Source organism: Microbacterium helvum, assembly GCF_014779795.1.
Taxonomy (GTDB): Bacteria; Actinomycetota; Actinomycetes; order Actinomycetales; family Microbacteriaceae; genus Microbacterium; species Microbacterium helvum.
The window spans coordinates 131,474-147,662 of sequence record NZ_JACXZS010000006.1 but is presented as its reverse complement, the minus strand read 5'-3'; the positions used below and the strand labels follow the sequence as shown (position 1 = coordinate 147,662).

Genomic DNA, 16,189 nt, shown 5'->3' with positions numbered 1-16,189 from the left:
TCCATCCTGCCGGGTGATTCAGGACGGGAGCGCCGCCTTCAGCAGCACGGCATGGTTCTGCTCCGGGTCGTGCACCGAGTGCAGCAGGGTCACGACGGGGTGCGGCGCGAGCTCGGCGCGCAGGGCGTCCAGCGCGGGCTTCGTCGGGCCGGCGAGCTCGGCGCGGTACGCGGCCTCGAAGTCCGGCCATGACAGGCCGTCGTGGTGGAACGCGGTGCGCAGCTCGGTCGACGGCGCCACCTCCTTCGCCCACAGGTCCAGGGCGGCGCGCTCCTTCGACAGTCCGCGCGGCCACAGCCGGTCCACCAGCACCCGGAACCCGTCCTCCGGTGACGGGTCGTCGTACACGCGCTTGATGCGGAGCTCCATGCCCCTCATCCAACACCGCGGCGAGACAGGTGGGTAGCGTGGACACTGCGTCCGACGAAGGATGCGCGCTGGAACGCAGTACCGCGTAATGTGGGACCCGATACCAAGTTCGAAGGAGAACGCATGGAACTGACGGACGCCTCGGCCCTCGTCACCGGAGGTGCGAGCGGTCTCGGACTCGCCACTGCGCGGCGTCTGGCGGCAGCGGGCGCGACGGTGACGATCGTCGATCTCGCGACCTCGGCCGGCGCCGACGTCGCCGCGGAGCTCGGCGGCGCGTTCGCACCCGCCGACGTCACCGACCCGGAGCAGGTGGCAGCGGCCGTCGCGGTGGCCGCGGCATCCCGTCCCCTCCGCGTGGTCGTGAACTGCGCGGGGATCGCACCGCCCGCGAAGGTGCTGGACCGCGAGGGCAACCCGTCGCCGCTCGACGCGTTCGAGCGCATCATCCGCGTCAACCTGATCGGCACGTACAACGTCATCGCCCAGTCCTCGGCCGCGATCGCGAAGACCCAGCCCACGGAGTCGGGGGACCGCGGCGTCATCGTCAGCACCGCGAGCGTCGCGGCGTTCGACGGGCAGATCGGGCAGCCCGCCTACTCGGCCAGCAAGGGCGGCGTGCACGCCATGACGCTGCCGATCGCGCGCGAGCTCGCCCGCTACGGCATCCGCGTCGTCACCATCGCGCCCGGCATCATGGAGACCCCGATGCTCGCCGGGCTTCCCGAGGCCGCGCAGGAGAGTCTCGGCCAGCAGGTACCGTACCCGCAGCGCCTCGGCAAGCCCGACGAGTACGCGCGCCTGGTGATGTCGATCGTCGACAACGGCTACCTGAACGGCGAGACCATCCGCCTCGACGGTGCTATTCGGATGGCTCCGAAGTAAGGAATGCAGACCACATGAGCGACTCGATCCTCGTCACGCGCGACGGCGCCCTCGCGCGCGTGACCTTCAACCGCCCCGCGAGCCTCAACGCGATGGGCTTCGAGATGGGCCGGCGCTGGCGCGACATCGCGCACGAGCTCACCTGCGACGACTCCGTCGGCGCGATCATCCTGGATGCCGCCGGCCCGGCGTTCTGCGCCGGCGGCGACGTCATCGAGATGGCGACGTCGGGGGCCTCGGGCGCCGACGTCACGGGCGCCGCGCACACGATCCACGACGGCATCCGCACCTTCGTCGAATCAGCCACGCCCATCGTCGCGGCCGTGCAGGGCGCGGTCGCCGGCGGGGGACTGGGGCTCATGCTCACGGCGGACTACATCGTCGCCTCGGAGCAGTCGAAGTTCGTGAGCCGCTACGCCAACATCGGCCTGACGCCCGACCTCGGCGTCTCGACGCTGCTGCCCGCGGCCGTCGGACAGCGGCGCGCGCTGCAGCTGCTGCTGCAGGACGTCACGATCGACGCCGCCACGGCCCTGGACTGGGGCCTCGTGACCGAGGTGGTGCCGGCCGCCGACGTCGCCGCGCGGGCCGAGACGGTCGCCCGGTTCTGGCTCGACAACGCGACGGCGGCCTTCGGACAGGCCAAGCGGCTCGTCCGCACCGGCGCCGGTCGTTCCTTCGCCGACAACCTCGACGACGAGGCCGCCTCGATCGGCGCCCGCTTCGACACCGACGAGGCCCGGGCCCGCGTGCGGGCCTTCGCCGCGGCATCCCGTTCCCGAACCTGACCCGCCTGACGTCGAGAGACCGCGTTCTCGCCGAGCGACCACCTCGTCGACGCGAACAACATGTGATCTCGGCGAGAAACCACGATCTCGACACCTGGAAGGACCCGAGATGACCGACAAGCCCCTCGCCGGCAAGACCATCCTGATGTCGGGCGGCAGCCGCGGCATCGGCCTCGCCATCGCCCTGCGCGCCGCCCGCGACGGCGCCAACATCGCGCTGCTCGCCAAGACCGACACCCCGCATCCCAAGCTCGAGGGCACCGTGCACTCCGCCGCGGAGGCGATCCGGGATGCCGGCGGCCGGGCCCTGCCGATCGTCGGCGACGTGCGCAACGACGACGACATCACCGAAGCGGTGCTGAAGACCGAGGGAGAGTTCGGCGGCATCGACATCGTCGTCAACAACGCTTCGGTGATCGACCTGTCGCGCTCGCTCGACCTCGATGCGAAGAAGTACGACCTCATGCAGGACGTCAACGTGCGCGGCACGTTCATGCTCTCGCGGGCCGCCGTGCCGATCCTGAAGGACTCCCCGAACCCGCACATCCTGTCGCTGTCGCCGCCGCTGAACCTCTCGCCGAAGTGGCTCGGCGGGCACACCGGCTACACGCTCGCGAAGTACGGCATGACGATGGCGACGCTCGGGCTCGCGGCAGAGTTCGCGAAGGACGGCATCGCCGCCAACACGCTGTGGCCCCGCACCACGATCGCGACGGCCGCCGTGCAGTTCGCCCTCGGCGGCGACCGCATGATGAAGGTCAGCCGCACGCCGGAGGTGTACGCCGACGCCGCGTACGAGATCTTCACGAAGCCGTCGCGCGAGTACACCGGGCAGACACTCATCGTCGAGGATGTGCTCGAAGCGGCCGGCGTCACCGACTTCTCGGGCTACGCCGCGGTGCCCGGCACGCCGGATTCGGAGCTGTTCCCCGACATCTTCCTCGACTGATCCGGCCGTCGTAGGGTGGGGCCATGGCGGTACGGAGCCTGTTCCCCATCCTCCTGACGCGGGACCTTCCTGCCCTCGTGCGGTTCTACGAGGGCGCGCTCGACGCGACCGTGGCGTACCGGTTCGGCGACGGCGGCGTCGACGAGTACGTGTCGCTGCAGCTGGGGGAGATGTCGCTCGGCATCGGTCACGACATCGATGCGCTGCCGCCGTCGGTCGGCGACCGGGCCGCCCTGTGGTTCTACGTCGACGACGTGGATGCGACGTACGCGGCGTGGCTCGCGGCCGGAGGCCGCGCCGAGCAGCCGCCGGCCGACATGCCGTGGGGCGAGCGCGTCGCGCAGGTGCGGGACCCGAGCGGCAACCTGGTGAACCTGGGGGCCGAGGCCGGCGCAGCCGGAGTCGCGCCGGACGAGACCTGACGGTCGTCAGGCCAGCCCGAGCCGGCGGAAGGCGTTCGCGATGCCGTCGTCGAGCACGTCGGTCGTGACGAAGTCGGCGAGCTCCTTGAGCTCGGGGTGCGCGTTGCCCATCGCGACGGCGACGCCGCACACCTCGAACATCTCGATGTCGTTCCAGCTGTCGCCGATCGCGATGGCGTCGGCCGCGTCGATCCCCAGCTGTGCCAGCAGCAGCTCGATCGCCGAGCCCTTCGTCGTGCCGGCCTCGTTGATCTCGCCGTTGGATCCACCGGGCAGCGGCATGCTGCCCGGCACGATGAGGAACTCGTCGCCGAGGTCGGCGCGGAGCTCGTCGATGCCCTCGGCATGATCGCTGACGAACACCGCCTTGTCGATGCGGTCGAGGTCCGCCTCGTCGACGCTCGGGAACGTGCGCTGGGCGAGGCCCACGAGCGAGTCCTCGGGCCGTACCTCTTCACCCGCCGCTTCCCGCGCCTCGAGCGCGGCCGCGTACCGGCGCATGAGCTCGGCCATGTCGTCGGACGCGTAGACGCCGTCGCGGGTCTGGAGGAAGTATCGGATGCCTCGTGCCTTGAGCGCCGCGACCAGACGGTCGGCGTGCTCACGCGTGAGCGGGCGGTCGATGACGATCTCGCCGCCCGAGGTGACGAGCGCTCCCGAGTTGGTCACCGCGCCGTCGAACCCGATCTCGGCCACCCGCGGATGGATGTCGGAGGCCGAGCGCCCGGTCGCGAGGTACACGAGGTGCCCCGCCGCGCGGGCGGCGCGGATCGCGTCGGGCGTTCCGGGCGCGATGTGCGAGCCGTGCTCGAGGATCGTGCCGTCGACGTCGATGAAGACGATGCGGCGACGGGATGCGGTGGCCATGGGTCGTCCTTCAGTGCTTGTTGCCGGTGAGGAGCAGGATGCCGCCGAGGCCGATCATGAGGCCGCCGCCGGTCGCCGACAGCGTGGCGATGCGCTTGGGCGAGCGGCCGAACCAGGACCGTGCCGCCGCCGCGACGAGCGCCCATGCGCCGTCCGACAGCAGGGCGATCACGAAGAACACGAGCCCGAGCTCGACCATCTGCAGCGGGACCGAGCCCGAATCGAGGTCGACGAACTGCGGCAGCACCGCGACGAAGAACGCGATCGTCTTGGGGTTGGTCACGCCGACGACGAACCCCTCGCCGAGCTGCCGCCAGGCCGATTTCGCGACCACGGTGGCGCTCGCCGCGTCGGCGGCCGCGCGCCGGCGGTGCCGGATCGCCTGCACGCCGAGGTACATCAGGTACAGCGCGCCGGCGACCTTGAGGATCGTGAACAGCACGACGGACTGCGCCACGATGCCGCCGACGCCGAGCGCCACCAGTCCGATGACCGGCAGCAGTCCGAGGGCGTTGCCCAGGACGCTCAGCAGACCGCCGATGCGGCCGAGCGCGAGGGCGCGGCCGATCGTGAACAGCACGCTCGGGCCGGGGATCACGATGAGCACCAGGGCGGCCAGCGTGAACGCCAGCAGGTTCTCGACAGGCACCACGAGTCGAGCGTAGCCGGGGCGGACGACGCGCGCCCGGCCGCCGGCATCCCCCACCCCACCGGGGAGACGAGCCGGCAGCGTCAGCCGGTGAGCAGGAAGCCGACGACGATGAGCGCGACGCCGACGCCGGCGAGGGCCATCGACAGCCGGATCGCCCGGTACTTGCGCTGCACCACCGCCGAGAGCACGAGCAGCTGCTGGAACGTGCGCTCGGGCGGATGCAGCCCGCGTTCGGTGAGTGCTCGCTCGACCTCGGCGGGCGAGCCGAGCCCGCGGATCTGCCCCCAGTACGTGATCGCGCCCGGACCCGGTCCGCGACTCAGGCGGGGCCAGACCGCGGCCGCAGCGGCGACGACCGAGGCGCCGGCCGTGACGACGCCGAGCAGCCACACGGTCGCCCCGAAGGCGCTGAGCGCGACCGGCGTCCAGTCGCCGCCGATCATTCCGCTCAGCAGGATCGTGAACGCGATGCCGAGCGACCCGATGAGCAGCGACGCCTTCTGGTCGGCGCGGTCGATCTCGTCGCGCACCTCGGTGAGCATGTCGGCTGCGAGCGCGGCGGTGTCGCGGGTGAGGCCGTCTTCGGACATCAGCGCACCCCGAACGTGACCGTGAACGACGTGCCGTCGCGCAGGTCGACGCGGAACACATAGCGGTAGCCGCTCGCGAGCTTGGACGTCTGGACGGTGCCCGACCAGGCGCCGGTGTCCTTCGCGTACGTGAACTTGTCGGCGCTGCCCGACACCGGCGGCACGAAGATCTCGTTCACCGCGGCCCCGGCCGGCAGCGCGGTCTTCGACACCTGCGTGACCGCCTTCACGAGATTCTTCGTGCCGACCGGCGTGCCCGCGGCGTCGCAGGCGGCGAACCGCACCGTCACGCCCGACGGCCGGGGGAACACGCTCGTGCCGTCGAGGTTCACCGGGTCGAGCGCGGTCCGGTCGAGCTGGCCCGCGCAGCGCGGCGGTTCCACCGTGAACGCGGCGACCGCCGTGGCGCGGTTGCCCGCGTTGTCGGTCGCCTCGCACGCGACGGTCTTCTCGCCGACCGCAGCGCTGTCGGGAGTGCCGCAGGACTGGGACGCCACTCCGGAGCCCTCGTCGGTCGCGTTCGGCGCGGCCGTCGCGGCGGCGCCGAGCGTCACCGGGTTCGGCGTCACCGTCGGAGCGAGCGCCGGGGCGACAGTGTCGAGCTTGACCACCACCTCTGCGGTCGCGGTGCGGCCGAGGACATCGGTCATGGTGCCCGAGACGGTGCGGCCCTCGGGGCCGGTGTCGGCGTCGACGGTGACCGGGGTGGGACACGACGCGATCGCCGCTCCCGAGGAGCACTCGAACGTCACGGTGACCGGCGCCGCGCTCCAGTCGCCCGGCTCGTAGTCCACGCCACCCGCCGTGGCGATCGCCGAGATCTGCGGGCCGACGGCGACCCGTTCGACGACGGTCGCCGAATCGCGTGCAGCGCCGCCGGCGACGCCGTTCGCCGTCGGCGTGACCTCGACCGTGATCACGTCGCCCGCGACGGCCCAGCCGGCGAGGTCGAGCGTGCTGTCGGTGCGCCCGTCGAGTGGGACGCCGTTGCGCGACCACGCGTAGGCGAGCGCGACCGGATCGCCGTCCGGGTCTTCGCCCGACGCGTCCGCGCTCAGCACGGCGTCGGGTGAGGCCAGGCCGTCGGACGACAGCCGCACGGTCGCTGTCGGCGGCCGATCCGCCGCAGGCACGAGCACCGCGAACGTCGCCTCGTCGCACTTGTCGGTCCGGCACACCGTGACCGTGACCGAGGAACGGCCGGTGACGGCGGCATTCGTCTCGACCACGGCGCGGGTCACCCCGTCTGCGCCGGTGGCGACCACGGCGGCGCCGGCGGCGAACGTGCCTCCGCCCTCGCCGGAGAGGACGAACGAGCCGGTGAGGCGTTCGCCGGGCTCGGCATCGGTGACGACGATGCTGCGCGTGACCCGGCCGCCGAGCGGCACCTTCATCTCGGGTCCCGGGTCGCCGAGCTCGGGGGCGGTCACCCCGCCGACGTCGAGGTGCCCGCGACCCGTGTCGACACCCACGTTGCCCGCGGCGTCGACGGCCTGCAGGAACCAGCGGAACGGTCCGTCGACGGGCACCGCCCCCGACCACACGCCGTCCGACTCGGTGAGCTCGACGGACTCCCACCGCGAACCGCCGCGCGGCTGGACGAGCAGCACCAGCGCCGTGACGGCGCTGCCGGTGCCGTCAGCGGTGGCGTGCATCGTGGTGACGCCGTCGGCGCTCGTCAGGTGCGCGGCGGTGATGAGGGGCTCGACGTCGTCGTCGGACGAGGCCGGGCCGTACTCGACATCGATGCTCATGTCGCTGAACCGCTCGACGATGCCGGTGCCGCCCACCGGTGCCTGCACCCGCGCCGGCGTGACGACCAGCAGATCCACGGGACCGGTCGGCGTCTGCTGCGTGGTGACGTGCGCGAACGACGACGGGAACGCCACCGCCGAGCGTGTCGCATCGTCGACGGCGTCGACGCCCACGGTGTTCTCGGCGATCGACGGCGCGATGGTCTCGCTGCTCTCGGACGTCATTCCCCGGATGAGCGCTCCACGCGCCTTCATCCCCTCGGGGGCGGCGGCGAGCCGCGCGGTGGTCTTCGGGAGCACCGGCTGACCTGACACCGCCACCGGCGCTTCGCCGTCGGCGGTCAGGTACGTCGTGCCGTCCGGCCCCGGCTTCACCGAGAAGTCGGGGTGCAGTGTGAGCGAGGCCGCCGTCAGCGACCCGACGGTCGTGGCCGGAGTCAGGCCGGCAGGCAGCTCGGGCAGCGGCATGTTCTTGGTCGAGCCCGCGAAGGTGTACATCGGCAGCCCGTAGTAGACGGCTTCCATCAGCACCTTCTCGTCATAGCCGGAGTAGAGCCCGAGCCCGCTGAGGTACGCGCGCTTCGCCTGTGTCAGCGCATCGGCCGCCGTCATGGTGCGGCCGCCCGCGGTCACGCCGATCCAGTCGGCATACAGCGTGAGCAGGCGCTCGCCGAGGGCGTTCGAGGTGCTGCTCGCGAGCCCGTACCCGGTGTTGCCGATGTAGGCGCCGGCGTTCTGGAACACGTCCACCCAGTCGGGACTGTCGCCGTAGTACGACGTCGGCAGATTGTTCGCCGCGTGGCAGCCGATCGTGAACACGAGCGCGCCGCTGACGGCCTGTGCGTCGGTGATGGATGCCGCCGACAGCAGATCCTCGTCGGTGAACACGCCGTCCTCGGCGCCGTCGACACCGGGCAGCATCTCGGTCTCGGAGAAATGGGCGTTCAGCGAGACGACGCGCGCGCTCTCGCCGTCGCCGGGGAACACGTCGGCGAGCACGTCCGCCTTCGTCCACGGCGCGGCCAGCGGGGCGGTGGGCGATCCGGTGCGCCACTGGAGGGCGTCGGTGACGTCCTGCGGAAGCTCGCTCCACGCGCCGTAGCCCGCCGTGACCGTCGAGTCGGCCCGCAGCACGCCGCTGCTCGAGGCGAACCGGGCGACGGCGTCCTCGATCTGCGCGGGCGTCTCGACCAGACGTCCGAGCCCGACCGAGGGGACGTAGAGCGTACCGCCGAGGGTGTCGTACGCCATCGCCAGGCCGTACGGGTCATCGGTCAGCAGATGCCCGGTCGCTGCGGCGGCCTGCAGCGGCGTCGCGCAGACGTCGACGGCGCCCGCCGCGGGCGCGGGGCACGGCGAGCCGTCCGGCGCCGTGGGGCGGCGCAGATCGTCGGCGTGCGACTGCTCGGTGAACTGGTCGGTGTGCTCGGCGACGGGCGCGAACGGGATGACGTCGTCGCCTCCGATCAGCACGATCGACGTGATGTGCGAACGGTCGTCGCCGATCTGCGCGTTCAGGTACGTGTTGATCGCCTTCACGAGCGCGGCGCGCGCGCTCATGTCGCACGGGTCCTGGTCGAGCTGGGTTCGCGCCGCGCGGACCTCCGGTGACGCGTCGACCGAGAGCACCGCGCCGTGCACCGGTGTCGCACCGGTCCCGTCGAGCGAGCCGAGCGCGGCGCGCACGTCGTTGGCGCCCTGCGCTGTCCACAGGTCGCCGAAGCGCTGCGTGTCGGTGACATAGACGGTGTCGGTCTCGGCGGTGATGTCGTCGCTGGTGCCCACCACGCCGGGGTCCGCGGTCTGCGGCGCCTGCCACGGCGCGCACATCGGCCCGCCGGGCTCATCGACATACTGCACCCGCAGCGAGTACAGCGCCCTGCTCGGCTGGCCGTCGCTGCTGGTCACCCGGATCGTCAGCGGCTGGCCGGGCGTCGTCTCGATCCCGGCAGCCTCGACGGTCGCCGCGCCGGAGCCTGTGACCGTGGACTGATCGAGCAGCACGCTGCCGGCCACGGCGGTGCCGGCATCCGCCCCCGCTTGGGCCGGCGCGCCGGCCGTCCCGGCTGACCCCTCTCCCGAAGCCGTGCCGGGCGCAGCGCCGACCGAAGCCACACCCAGCCCGGTCGTGTCGGACTCGGGGCGATACAGCGAGATCGACAGCTGACCGTCGGTCGCGTTCGTCGACACGATGAGCCGCTTGCCGACGGGCGCGGGATTCGCCAGCCACAGGTCGACCTGCGTCGACGGGCCGGGCACCGACACACCGTCGACATCGGTGTAGGACGGTGACAGCCAGCCGTAGTAGATCGAGTTCTCGAGCAGGGGCTGCGACATGTGCTCGGCGGTCTCGCGATACTCCGACGCGGGTCGCGAATACGGTCGCTGCAGCTGCGCGGTGAGTTCGCCCGAGGTCAGCGTTCCGGTGGAGACGCCGTCGCCGGGCAGCGCCGAGATCTGATACTGCACGAAGTAGGTCATCACCGTGCCTGCCGCGACGTCGCCGAAGGCGAAGCGGGCGGTCTCTTTCGATGAGGATGTCGGCTCGGTGGGCGTGCTGCCCAGACCGACGAGCGGTCCTGCGGCGGCCATGTCGGTCTCCAGCGGCACCGACCCGGCCGGCAGCACCACTTCTGCCGTGGACTGACGGAAGACGGTGGACTCGCCAGGACCCGGATCGAACGAGAACGAGTACCAGGCGTCGCGCACGCAGCGCGAGAATCCGGTGCAGTAGTAGTTGGAGATGGCGCTCGCCGCCTGCGGGTTGAGAGCGGTCGGGGCGATCTGCTCCCACGGGTAGCTGGCGTTGTCGAGGAGCGTTGCGAGCAGGTCCCCGAAGGTGATGGATGCCGGCGCCACGGCGGCGAGGTCCGCCGCGGTGGCCCCGGGCTTCACCGCGGCGAGGTTGGCCGCGATCGTGCCGGTGACAGGTGTGGCGAAGATGCGGCTCGGGTCCGACAGCTGCGACACGTCGAGCTCGCCGATGGCGGTGCGCTGCACCAGCAGTCCGACGCTGCCGGGTGTGGATGCGATCGGGAACGCGTCCAGCATCGTCTGCGCGATCGGCAGCGCGTTCAGCGGCACGGCGTCGACGCCGGTGCGTGAGACCTCCACGCCCGCGTAGTCGAGATCGGCCAGCACCGTGGCGTCGTCGACAGTGGCGTCGACGCCCTGGTCGTCGACGACCGACTGCCAGCGCTCGGTCGTGGATCCGATCCCGCCGATGGGAACCTGGGGGAGCGGAGCCGCCCCGAGGATCAGCGCGCCGAGGCTGAGGGCGTCGATGCCGCTGCCGGCGAGATCCATGTCGTCCAGCGTGAGACTGCGGATGAGGCGGGCTGCCGCCTTCTCGGCGTCCGTCGCCGTCTCGCTGTCGAGCGTGGCGGCCGCCCACTCGAGCACCTGCGCGAGCGTCAGCGAGACGTCCGACTGGCCTTCGAACGGGGTGTCGACGAGGGCCTGCGTCCATCCGCCCGGCAGGTCGAGCCGGTAGATCGGGAGTCGGTAGATCGGCAGGCGGTAGATCGGGAGCCGGTAGATCGGCAGGCGGTAAATCGGCAGCCGGTAGATCGGGAGCCGGTAGATCGGCAGGCGGTAGATCGGCGCGCCGGCGAATGCGGCGCCGTAGTCGTGGATCGCGGCGGTCGGGATCGATACCGTGCTGATCTGCGTCATGTAGACGGGTGCCAGCATCACGCCCTGGGTGGTCGTCACCGCCAGCCCGTTGCCGGAGCGGGTGTCGATCGCGCGGACGGCGTTCGTCGCGGCATCCTCCGGTCGGTCGGAGTAGGCGACGGTGCGACCGCTCACCGACAGCGACACGGCCGTGCCCTCGGCGAGCGTGACGGGCTGCTGCGCGTGCTCGGGCGCACAGAGGACGTTCTGGGCAGACAGCGCCCACGCGTCCTCGAACGACGGGTGCTCGGTGCGGATCACCGATCCCGGCACCGGCACCGGCACACCGCCCGCGTCGATACCCGGCTGGTTCGACGACCACGCGACCACGGTGCCGTCGGCCGAGATCGCCACGTCTGAGATGCTGCCGCTCGACCTGTCGATATTGCGCGACCCCACCGTCACCGCCAGCCATTGCGGATCGACGAACTGGTAGACGACGAGCGACTCGCCGGCGCCGCACACGCTCGACAGCGAGATGTCGGCGACTGTCGTGCCGGTGAAATCGAGGTCGGCGTCACGGCTGAAGCGGTCGAAGACGGTCCCGTTGAACCCGCTCAGGACGTCGCCCACCTGGGCGCGATACATGTCGCTGCCGGGGCGCTGACTGTCGCCGGTGCGGGCTTCGCTGTAGAGCAGGTACTGTCCGTTGCCGCTGATCCGCGGCCGGGTGTAATCGGCGGCGTCGGCGAGCGGGGTCTGCTGGGTGACGGTCATCGTCGTGTACGAGCCGTCGGTGTCGGCGTCGCGGTCGACCACGAAGATGTCGGAGAGGCCGTCGGTGTCGATGGGGGCCAGATTGCCGGCCACCGAGGCGACGACGATCCACCGGCCGTTGGCGCTGATGTCGGGCAGGCTCGTGGCGCCGTTCGGCTCCACGCCTCCGGCCGCGATCATCGTCGTGCTCTGCAGCACGGTGTCGTGCACGTAGACCTGTCGCGTGCCCGATGAGGGCGCGCCGGGCACCAGGTTCTTCGCGACGCTGTCGAACACGACGTACCGCCCGTCGGCGCTGATCGCCGGGTGGGCGCTGGCGCCGTCGGATACGAGCGCGGGGCCGGGGGTGCTGACCAGGGCCGGGGCCCCCGAGAACGGGTCGTCCGATCCCGCGATCGCCGTGGCGACGTACACGTCGGCGAGGCCGTTCGTGTCTTCGGGCACGAGCGCGGCCGTCGAGACGAAGGCGACGTGCTGCCCGTCGGCGCTGATCTGGGGATCGCTGGATGCCGCGTCCGCCGGCGCCGAGACGGTATACGCCGTCGGAGTCGGCGCGGGGTCGACGGCGGCCCGGGCGGGCGCCGGCGCCGTGAGCGAGGGCACCATGCTCACGACGAACGCGCCTATCGCGACGACGGCGGCGACCTCGAGGGGCAGTCGGGCGTGTGCGGTCATGAGGGAGCCTCGCCTTCGTGGGCTGGGATGGAGGACGCGGCGCCGGCCGCACCGAAGGGGGAGGAGTCGGTGATGCGCTCGATGTCGACGATGCCCAGCTCGGCGAGCAGCCGCGCTGCCTCGGCGCGGGCCGCGGCGGGGTCGGGGACGAGGTGCGCGAGCTGCGCGAGCGAGAGCGCTCGTTCGAGAGGGACGGCGTCGGGATCCTCGACGGCCTCCAGGCACAGTCGCAGCGCCTCCGCGTCCGAGCCGTCGCGAGCCGCCAGCCGAGCCCGCTGCCGGATCAGGCGAGGGCCGCCCGACGCACCCGCCAAGCCGGCCGCGAGCTCGTCGGCCCGCGCCGCGTCGCCCGCATCGATCGTGGTCTCGAGCAGTCGCACGCCGGCGTCGGTCGCGGCATCCGTCTCGCCCAATGCGGCGAACCCGTCGGCGGCGGCGCGGAAGCAGTCCCGTGCGCTGTCGAGGTCGCCGCTGCGATGGGCGATCCGGCCGGCGAAGCCGGTCACGAACGCCACGAGGTACGGGTTGTCGGAGGCCGTGAAGACGCGCAGCGAATCCGTCACGAGCGGCCGCGCCTCGTCGAGACGACCCTGGTCGATCAGCACCTCGGCGGCGTTCGCGCGCTCGATCGCCGCGCCGACGACATCGCCGGCCGCTTCGGCGGCGGCACCCGCCTGCTCGTACAGTGCAGCCGCCGTTGTCCAATCCCCGCGGTAGTAGGCGCGCGCCCCCAGCACGTTGTACACCTTCGACTTCGACAGCTCGTCGCCGGCCCGGCCGTAGAGCTCGAGCGCACGCGGCAGGTGATGCATCCCCGCGTCCCCGTCGATCTCACCCGAGGCGATGTCGCTGTAGCGCAGCGCGTCGGCGAGCACGCGCAGTTCGGTGTCGTCCGCGCTGCTCTCGTCGATGAGCCCGGCGGCGCCCTCCGCGAGCGCGCGGGCCTCATGCCACCGCGATTGCCGCAGCCGCAGACCCGCCTCGGTCACGTCCACGGCCGCCAGCAGGCTGCGCCCGTCTTCGCCGATGCCGACGAGCGCACGACGGGCCGCACGCAGCACGCGCACCGACTCGTCCTGGCGTCCGAGGATCGCCAGTGCGTAGGCGCGCTCCTGATCGATCCGGGCGCGCGTGACGGCGTCCGAGATGAGCTTGCGTGCCGCCGAGAAGGCGTCGAGGCCTTCTTTGGCCCAGCCTCCGGCCACGCTGACGCGGCCCAGCGCCTCGAGCAGGTCGGCGAGCCCGGCGTCCTTCGAGCGCTGCGCGGCGTCGACGGCCAGCCGATAGCTGTGGACCGCCTCCTCCAGCGCGAAGGACTTGGCGGCCTGTTCGGCGGCGTCGCGCGCAGCGACGCGCGCGGCTTCCCAGTCCTCGGCGGCCGTGTAGTGCGCGGCGAGCATGACGGCCCGCGAAGTCCCGCCGAGCGCGGGCTGGGCCTCGAGCACACGTGCCGCAGCCCGATGGAGCTCGCGGCGCGCCTGGAAGGTCAGCTGGCCGTAGGCGACATCGCGGAACAGCTCGCTGCGGAACGACACCGCATCCGCGCCGAGTTCGAGGAACGCACCCAAGTCGCCGTCGATGAGGGGAGAGCCGACGCACGTGACATACAGTCCGATCGGGATGCGCATGCCGAGGACGGCGGCGCGCCGGAGCGACGTGCGGTCGGCTTCGCTCAGGGCGTCGATGCGCTCGCCCACCAGTTGCTCGATCCCGAGGGCGTCGTCGCCGGTCGCCAGTCCCACCGCCAGCTCGATCGCGTACAGCGGATTGCCGGCGGCACGCTGGACGACGGGGCGCGCATCCGCAGGCAGCAGCGTCCGCCCGGCGACCGCTTCGATGAGATCGCGGATGTCGTCGTCGGGCAGCCCTTCCAACTCCAGGTGGTCGCCCTGCGCCTCGAGTCCGCCCTGGTCGGGCCGCCGGGCGAGCACGACGGCATGCCGGAGGTCATGCGTCGTGATCTCCGTCAGCACGGCGGCCGAGGCCGGGTCGACCCACTGCGCGTCGTCCACGGCGAGGCACACCGGATCGGGCAGCAGCGCGCCGAGGAACTCGCGCACGGCCCCCGCGAGCCGTTCGGCGCGGAACCCGTCGTCCAGGGCAGTCGTCTCAGGCGTCTCGGGCACGTCGGCCCCGACCGCGGCGCCGAGCAGCGGCGCCCACGACGCGAGGGCGGGTGCGTGCTGCGCGACCGCGTCGATCAGCACCTGTGCGGCCTCTGCCGGGGTCGCAGCCGGAGGGATGCCCAGCAGCGGCCGCAGCAGCGACTGCGTCGTTCGGTACGGTGTGGAGGCGCCGTACCGGTCGCCGCGCGAGCGCCACACCGGCAGCGGGGTCTCGGCCAGCGCGTGCTCCACGAGGCGGGTCTTGCCGATGCCCGCCGGTCCCGTCACCGTGACGACGCCGCCGACCCCGTGTGCGGCATCCGTCAGCAGCGCTCGCAGCCGTGCCAGTTCCGCGGCGCGACCCGTGAACGGTGCCGCCTGCTCGGAGAGCGGCGTGCCGCCCTCCGTCGAGGTCACCACCGCAACCGGGATCTCGGCCGTCTTGCCCTTGACGGTCATGACTCCCGCGTCGTCCGACGCGAACGGGCGTGCGGTGCGCTCCAGCACCGACCGGGCGACCAGCACCGTTCCTGGCTGCGCGCGTGCCGCGAGCCGGGCCGCGAGGTTGGTCGGATCGCCCATGACGGTGTACGTCTGCCGGTACAGGGCGCCGACGAACCCGGCGAACACGCGGCCGCTCGTGACGCCGGCGCGCACGGCGTAGTCGCCCGCGCCCTCCTGCACGATGCGCAGCGCCGCCGTCACGAGGCGCCCCTCGGGGTCTTCGAGGGTGGTCGGCGCGCCCGCGGTGAGGAAGTAGCGGTACCCGCCCGGCGCCGGATCGACGTCGAGCAGCGTCGCGCCGGTGTCGGCGCAGGCATCGTCCACGAGGCGGGTGAGACGGTCCATCCGCGCCAGGTCGGCGGCATCCGGATCGTCCGGTACTCCCGACACCTGCACGAACGCGATCGCGGCCCATCTGTGGTCGGGGTCGGCGCCGAGCAGATCGGGCCGCTGCGCGAACGCCCGCGGCAGGAAGTGCTCGGCCGCCTCGCCGCGTCCGGCGTGAAGAGAGAGAAGGGATGCCGCGGCCACCGATCCGCCCTTCACCAGGCGCCGCGCACCCGGCGCGTCGACGGTCGCTGCGGCCACGAGCGAGGCGGGAAGGAGCGCTGCGGTCCCATCGCTCACGAGGATCTGCCCGGGCTGGGCGGCGGACTGCAGTTCGAGCACCCGGCTCGTATCGCGACCGGCGAGCACGACGCTCACCGACCCCTCGCCGGTGAGGAAGAAGACGAACACGCCGGAGTGGACGCCGACCGACATGCGCAGCCGTGTGCGCGCGAAGGGCAGGTGGATGTCGCCGACCGCCGTCAGCACGCGGTTCATGTTCCACGCCGCATGCGCCGCATGGCGGGCGTGATCGGCGCCGGTGAAGAGCACGAACAGCGCGTCGCCCGCGAACTTGACGACGTCGCCGCCGTCGTCGGTCGCCGGCAGCAGCACCGTGAAGATGCGCGACAGCGTGGCGATGAGCTGCTCGGTGCCTTCGCGGCCCGCTGCGGCCAACTGCTCCGACAGCGTCGTGAAGCCTGAGATGTCGACCACGACGGCCGTGCCGTCGACGCGCAGGATCCGCTGCTCGAGGTCGCCCAGACCGTGGAGCAGCCGCGGCGTCAGCGCCGCCGCCGTCACGTGCGCGCCCAGTGCGGTTCCCCTTCCCCAGTCTGGTCCCCGCCGTCTCCCCAGACGGCCGCCCCCGGCGGACCTCTGGGGCAAGAATGGCACCAACTCGCTCCTC

The 16,189-nt window shown here is 72.2% G+C and carries 10 protein-coding genes; 4 read left to right on the top strand and 6 right to left on the bottom strand.

Annotated features, from left to right (window positions below; genetic code table 11):
• Nucleotides 1-18: 18 nt before the first annotated feature.
• Nucleotides 19-369: a DUF488 domain-containing protein gene (locus IF188_RS10665; RefSeq protein WP_224751727.1), complete on the bottom strand. Its 351-nt coding sequence runs from the start codon at nt 367-369 to the stop codon at nt 19-21.
• A gap of 123 nt (nt 370-492) precedes the next feature.
• Between IF188_RS10665 and IF188_RS10660 the strand changes: the two genes are divergently transcribed.
• The 4 genes from IF188_RS10660 to IF188_RS10645 all read left to right on the top strand — a co-directional run bounded on the left by IF188_RS10660 (nt 493) and on the right by IF188_RS10645 (nt 3,413).
• Nucleotides 493-1,254 (top strand): SDR family NAD(P)-dependent oxidoreductase, encoded by a 762-nt coding sequence (locus tag IF188_RS10660; protein WP_191171787.1) that lies wholly within the window; start codon nt 493-495, stop codon nt 1,252-1,254.
• Between the two features lie 14 nt (nt 1,255-1,268).
• Nucleotides 1,269-2,042, top strand: a complete 774-nt coding sequence (locus tag IF188_RS10655; RefSeq protein WP_191171786.1) for an enoyl-CoA hydratase/isomerase family protein — start codon at nt 1,269-1,271, stop codon at nt 2,040-2,042.
• 109 nt (nt 2,043-2,151) lie between these two features.
• The gene (locus IF188_RS10650; RefSeq protein ID WP_191171785.1) at nt 2,152-2,991 is read left to right on the top strand and encodes an SDR family oxidoreductase; all 840 of its coding nucleotides are present in this window, start codon (nt 2,152-2,154) and stop codon (nt 2,989-2,991) included.
• A gap of 23 nt (nt 2,992-3,014) precedes the next feature.
• The gene (locus tag IF188_RS10645; protein WP_191171784.1) at nt 3,015-3,413 is read left to right on the top strand and encodes a VOC family protein; all 399 of its coding nucleotides are present in this window, start codon (nt 3,015-3,017) and stop codon (nt 3,411-3,413) included.
• Nucleotides 3,414-3,419: 6 nt separating this feature from the next.
• Here the strand turns inward: IF188_RS10645 and IF188_RS10640 are convergent, their stop codons facing one another.
• The 5 genes from IF188_RS10640 to IF188_RS10620 all read right to left on the bottom strand — a co-directional run bounded on the left by IF188_RS10640 (nt 3,420) and on the right by IF188_RS10620 (nt 16,083).
• The gene (locus IF188_RS10640; protein WP_191171783.1) at nt 3,420-4,280 is read right to left on the bottom strand and encodes an HAD family hydrolase; all 861 of its coding nucleotides are present in this window, start codon (nt 4,278-4,280) and stop codon (nt 3,420-3,422) included.
• A 10-nt stretch (nt 4,281-4,290) separates the two neighbouring features.
• On the bottom strand, nt 4,291-4,932 hold the full coding sequence (locus IF188_RS10635) for a LysE family translocator (protein WP_191171782.1): 642 nt from the start codon (nt 4,930-4,932) through the stop codon (nt 4,291-4,293).
• 80 nt (nt 4,933-5,012) lie between these two features.
• On the bottom strand, nt 5,013-5,522 hold the full coding sequence (locus IF188_RS10630; RefSeq protein WP_191171781.1) for a Pycsar system effector family protein: 510 nt from the start codon (nt 5,520-5,522) through the stop codon (nt 5,013-5,015).
• Nucleotides 5,522-12,343 carry a hypothetical protein gene (locus tag IF188_RS10625; RefSeq protein ID WP_191171780.1) on the bottom strand — a complete coding sequence of 2,274 codons (6,822 nt, stop codon included), beginning with the start codon at nt 12,341-12,343 and terminating at the stop codon, nt 5,522-5,524. Before IF188_RS10625 ends, IF188_RS10630 begins: the two co-directional genes overlap by 1 nt.
• Nucleotides 12,340-16,083 (bottom strand): AAA family ATPase, encoded by a 3,744-nt coding sequence (locus IF188_RS10620; protein ID WP_191171779.1) that lies wholly within the window; start codon nt 16,081-16,083, stop codon nt 12,340-12,342. The genes IF188_RS10625 and IF188_RS10620 overlap by 4 nt, the downstream gene beginning before the upstream one ends.
• Nucleotides 16,084-16,189: the final 106 nt, after the last annotated feature.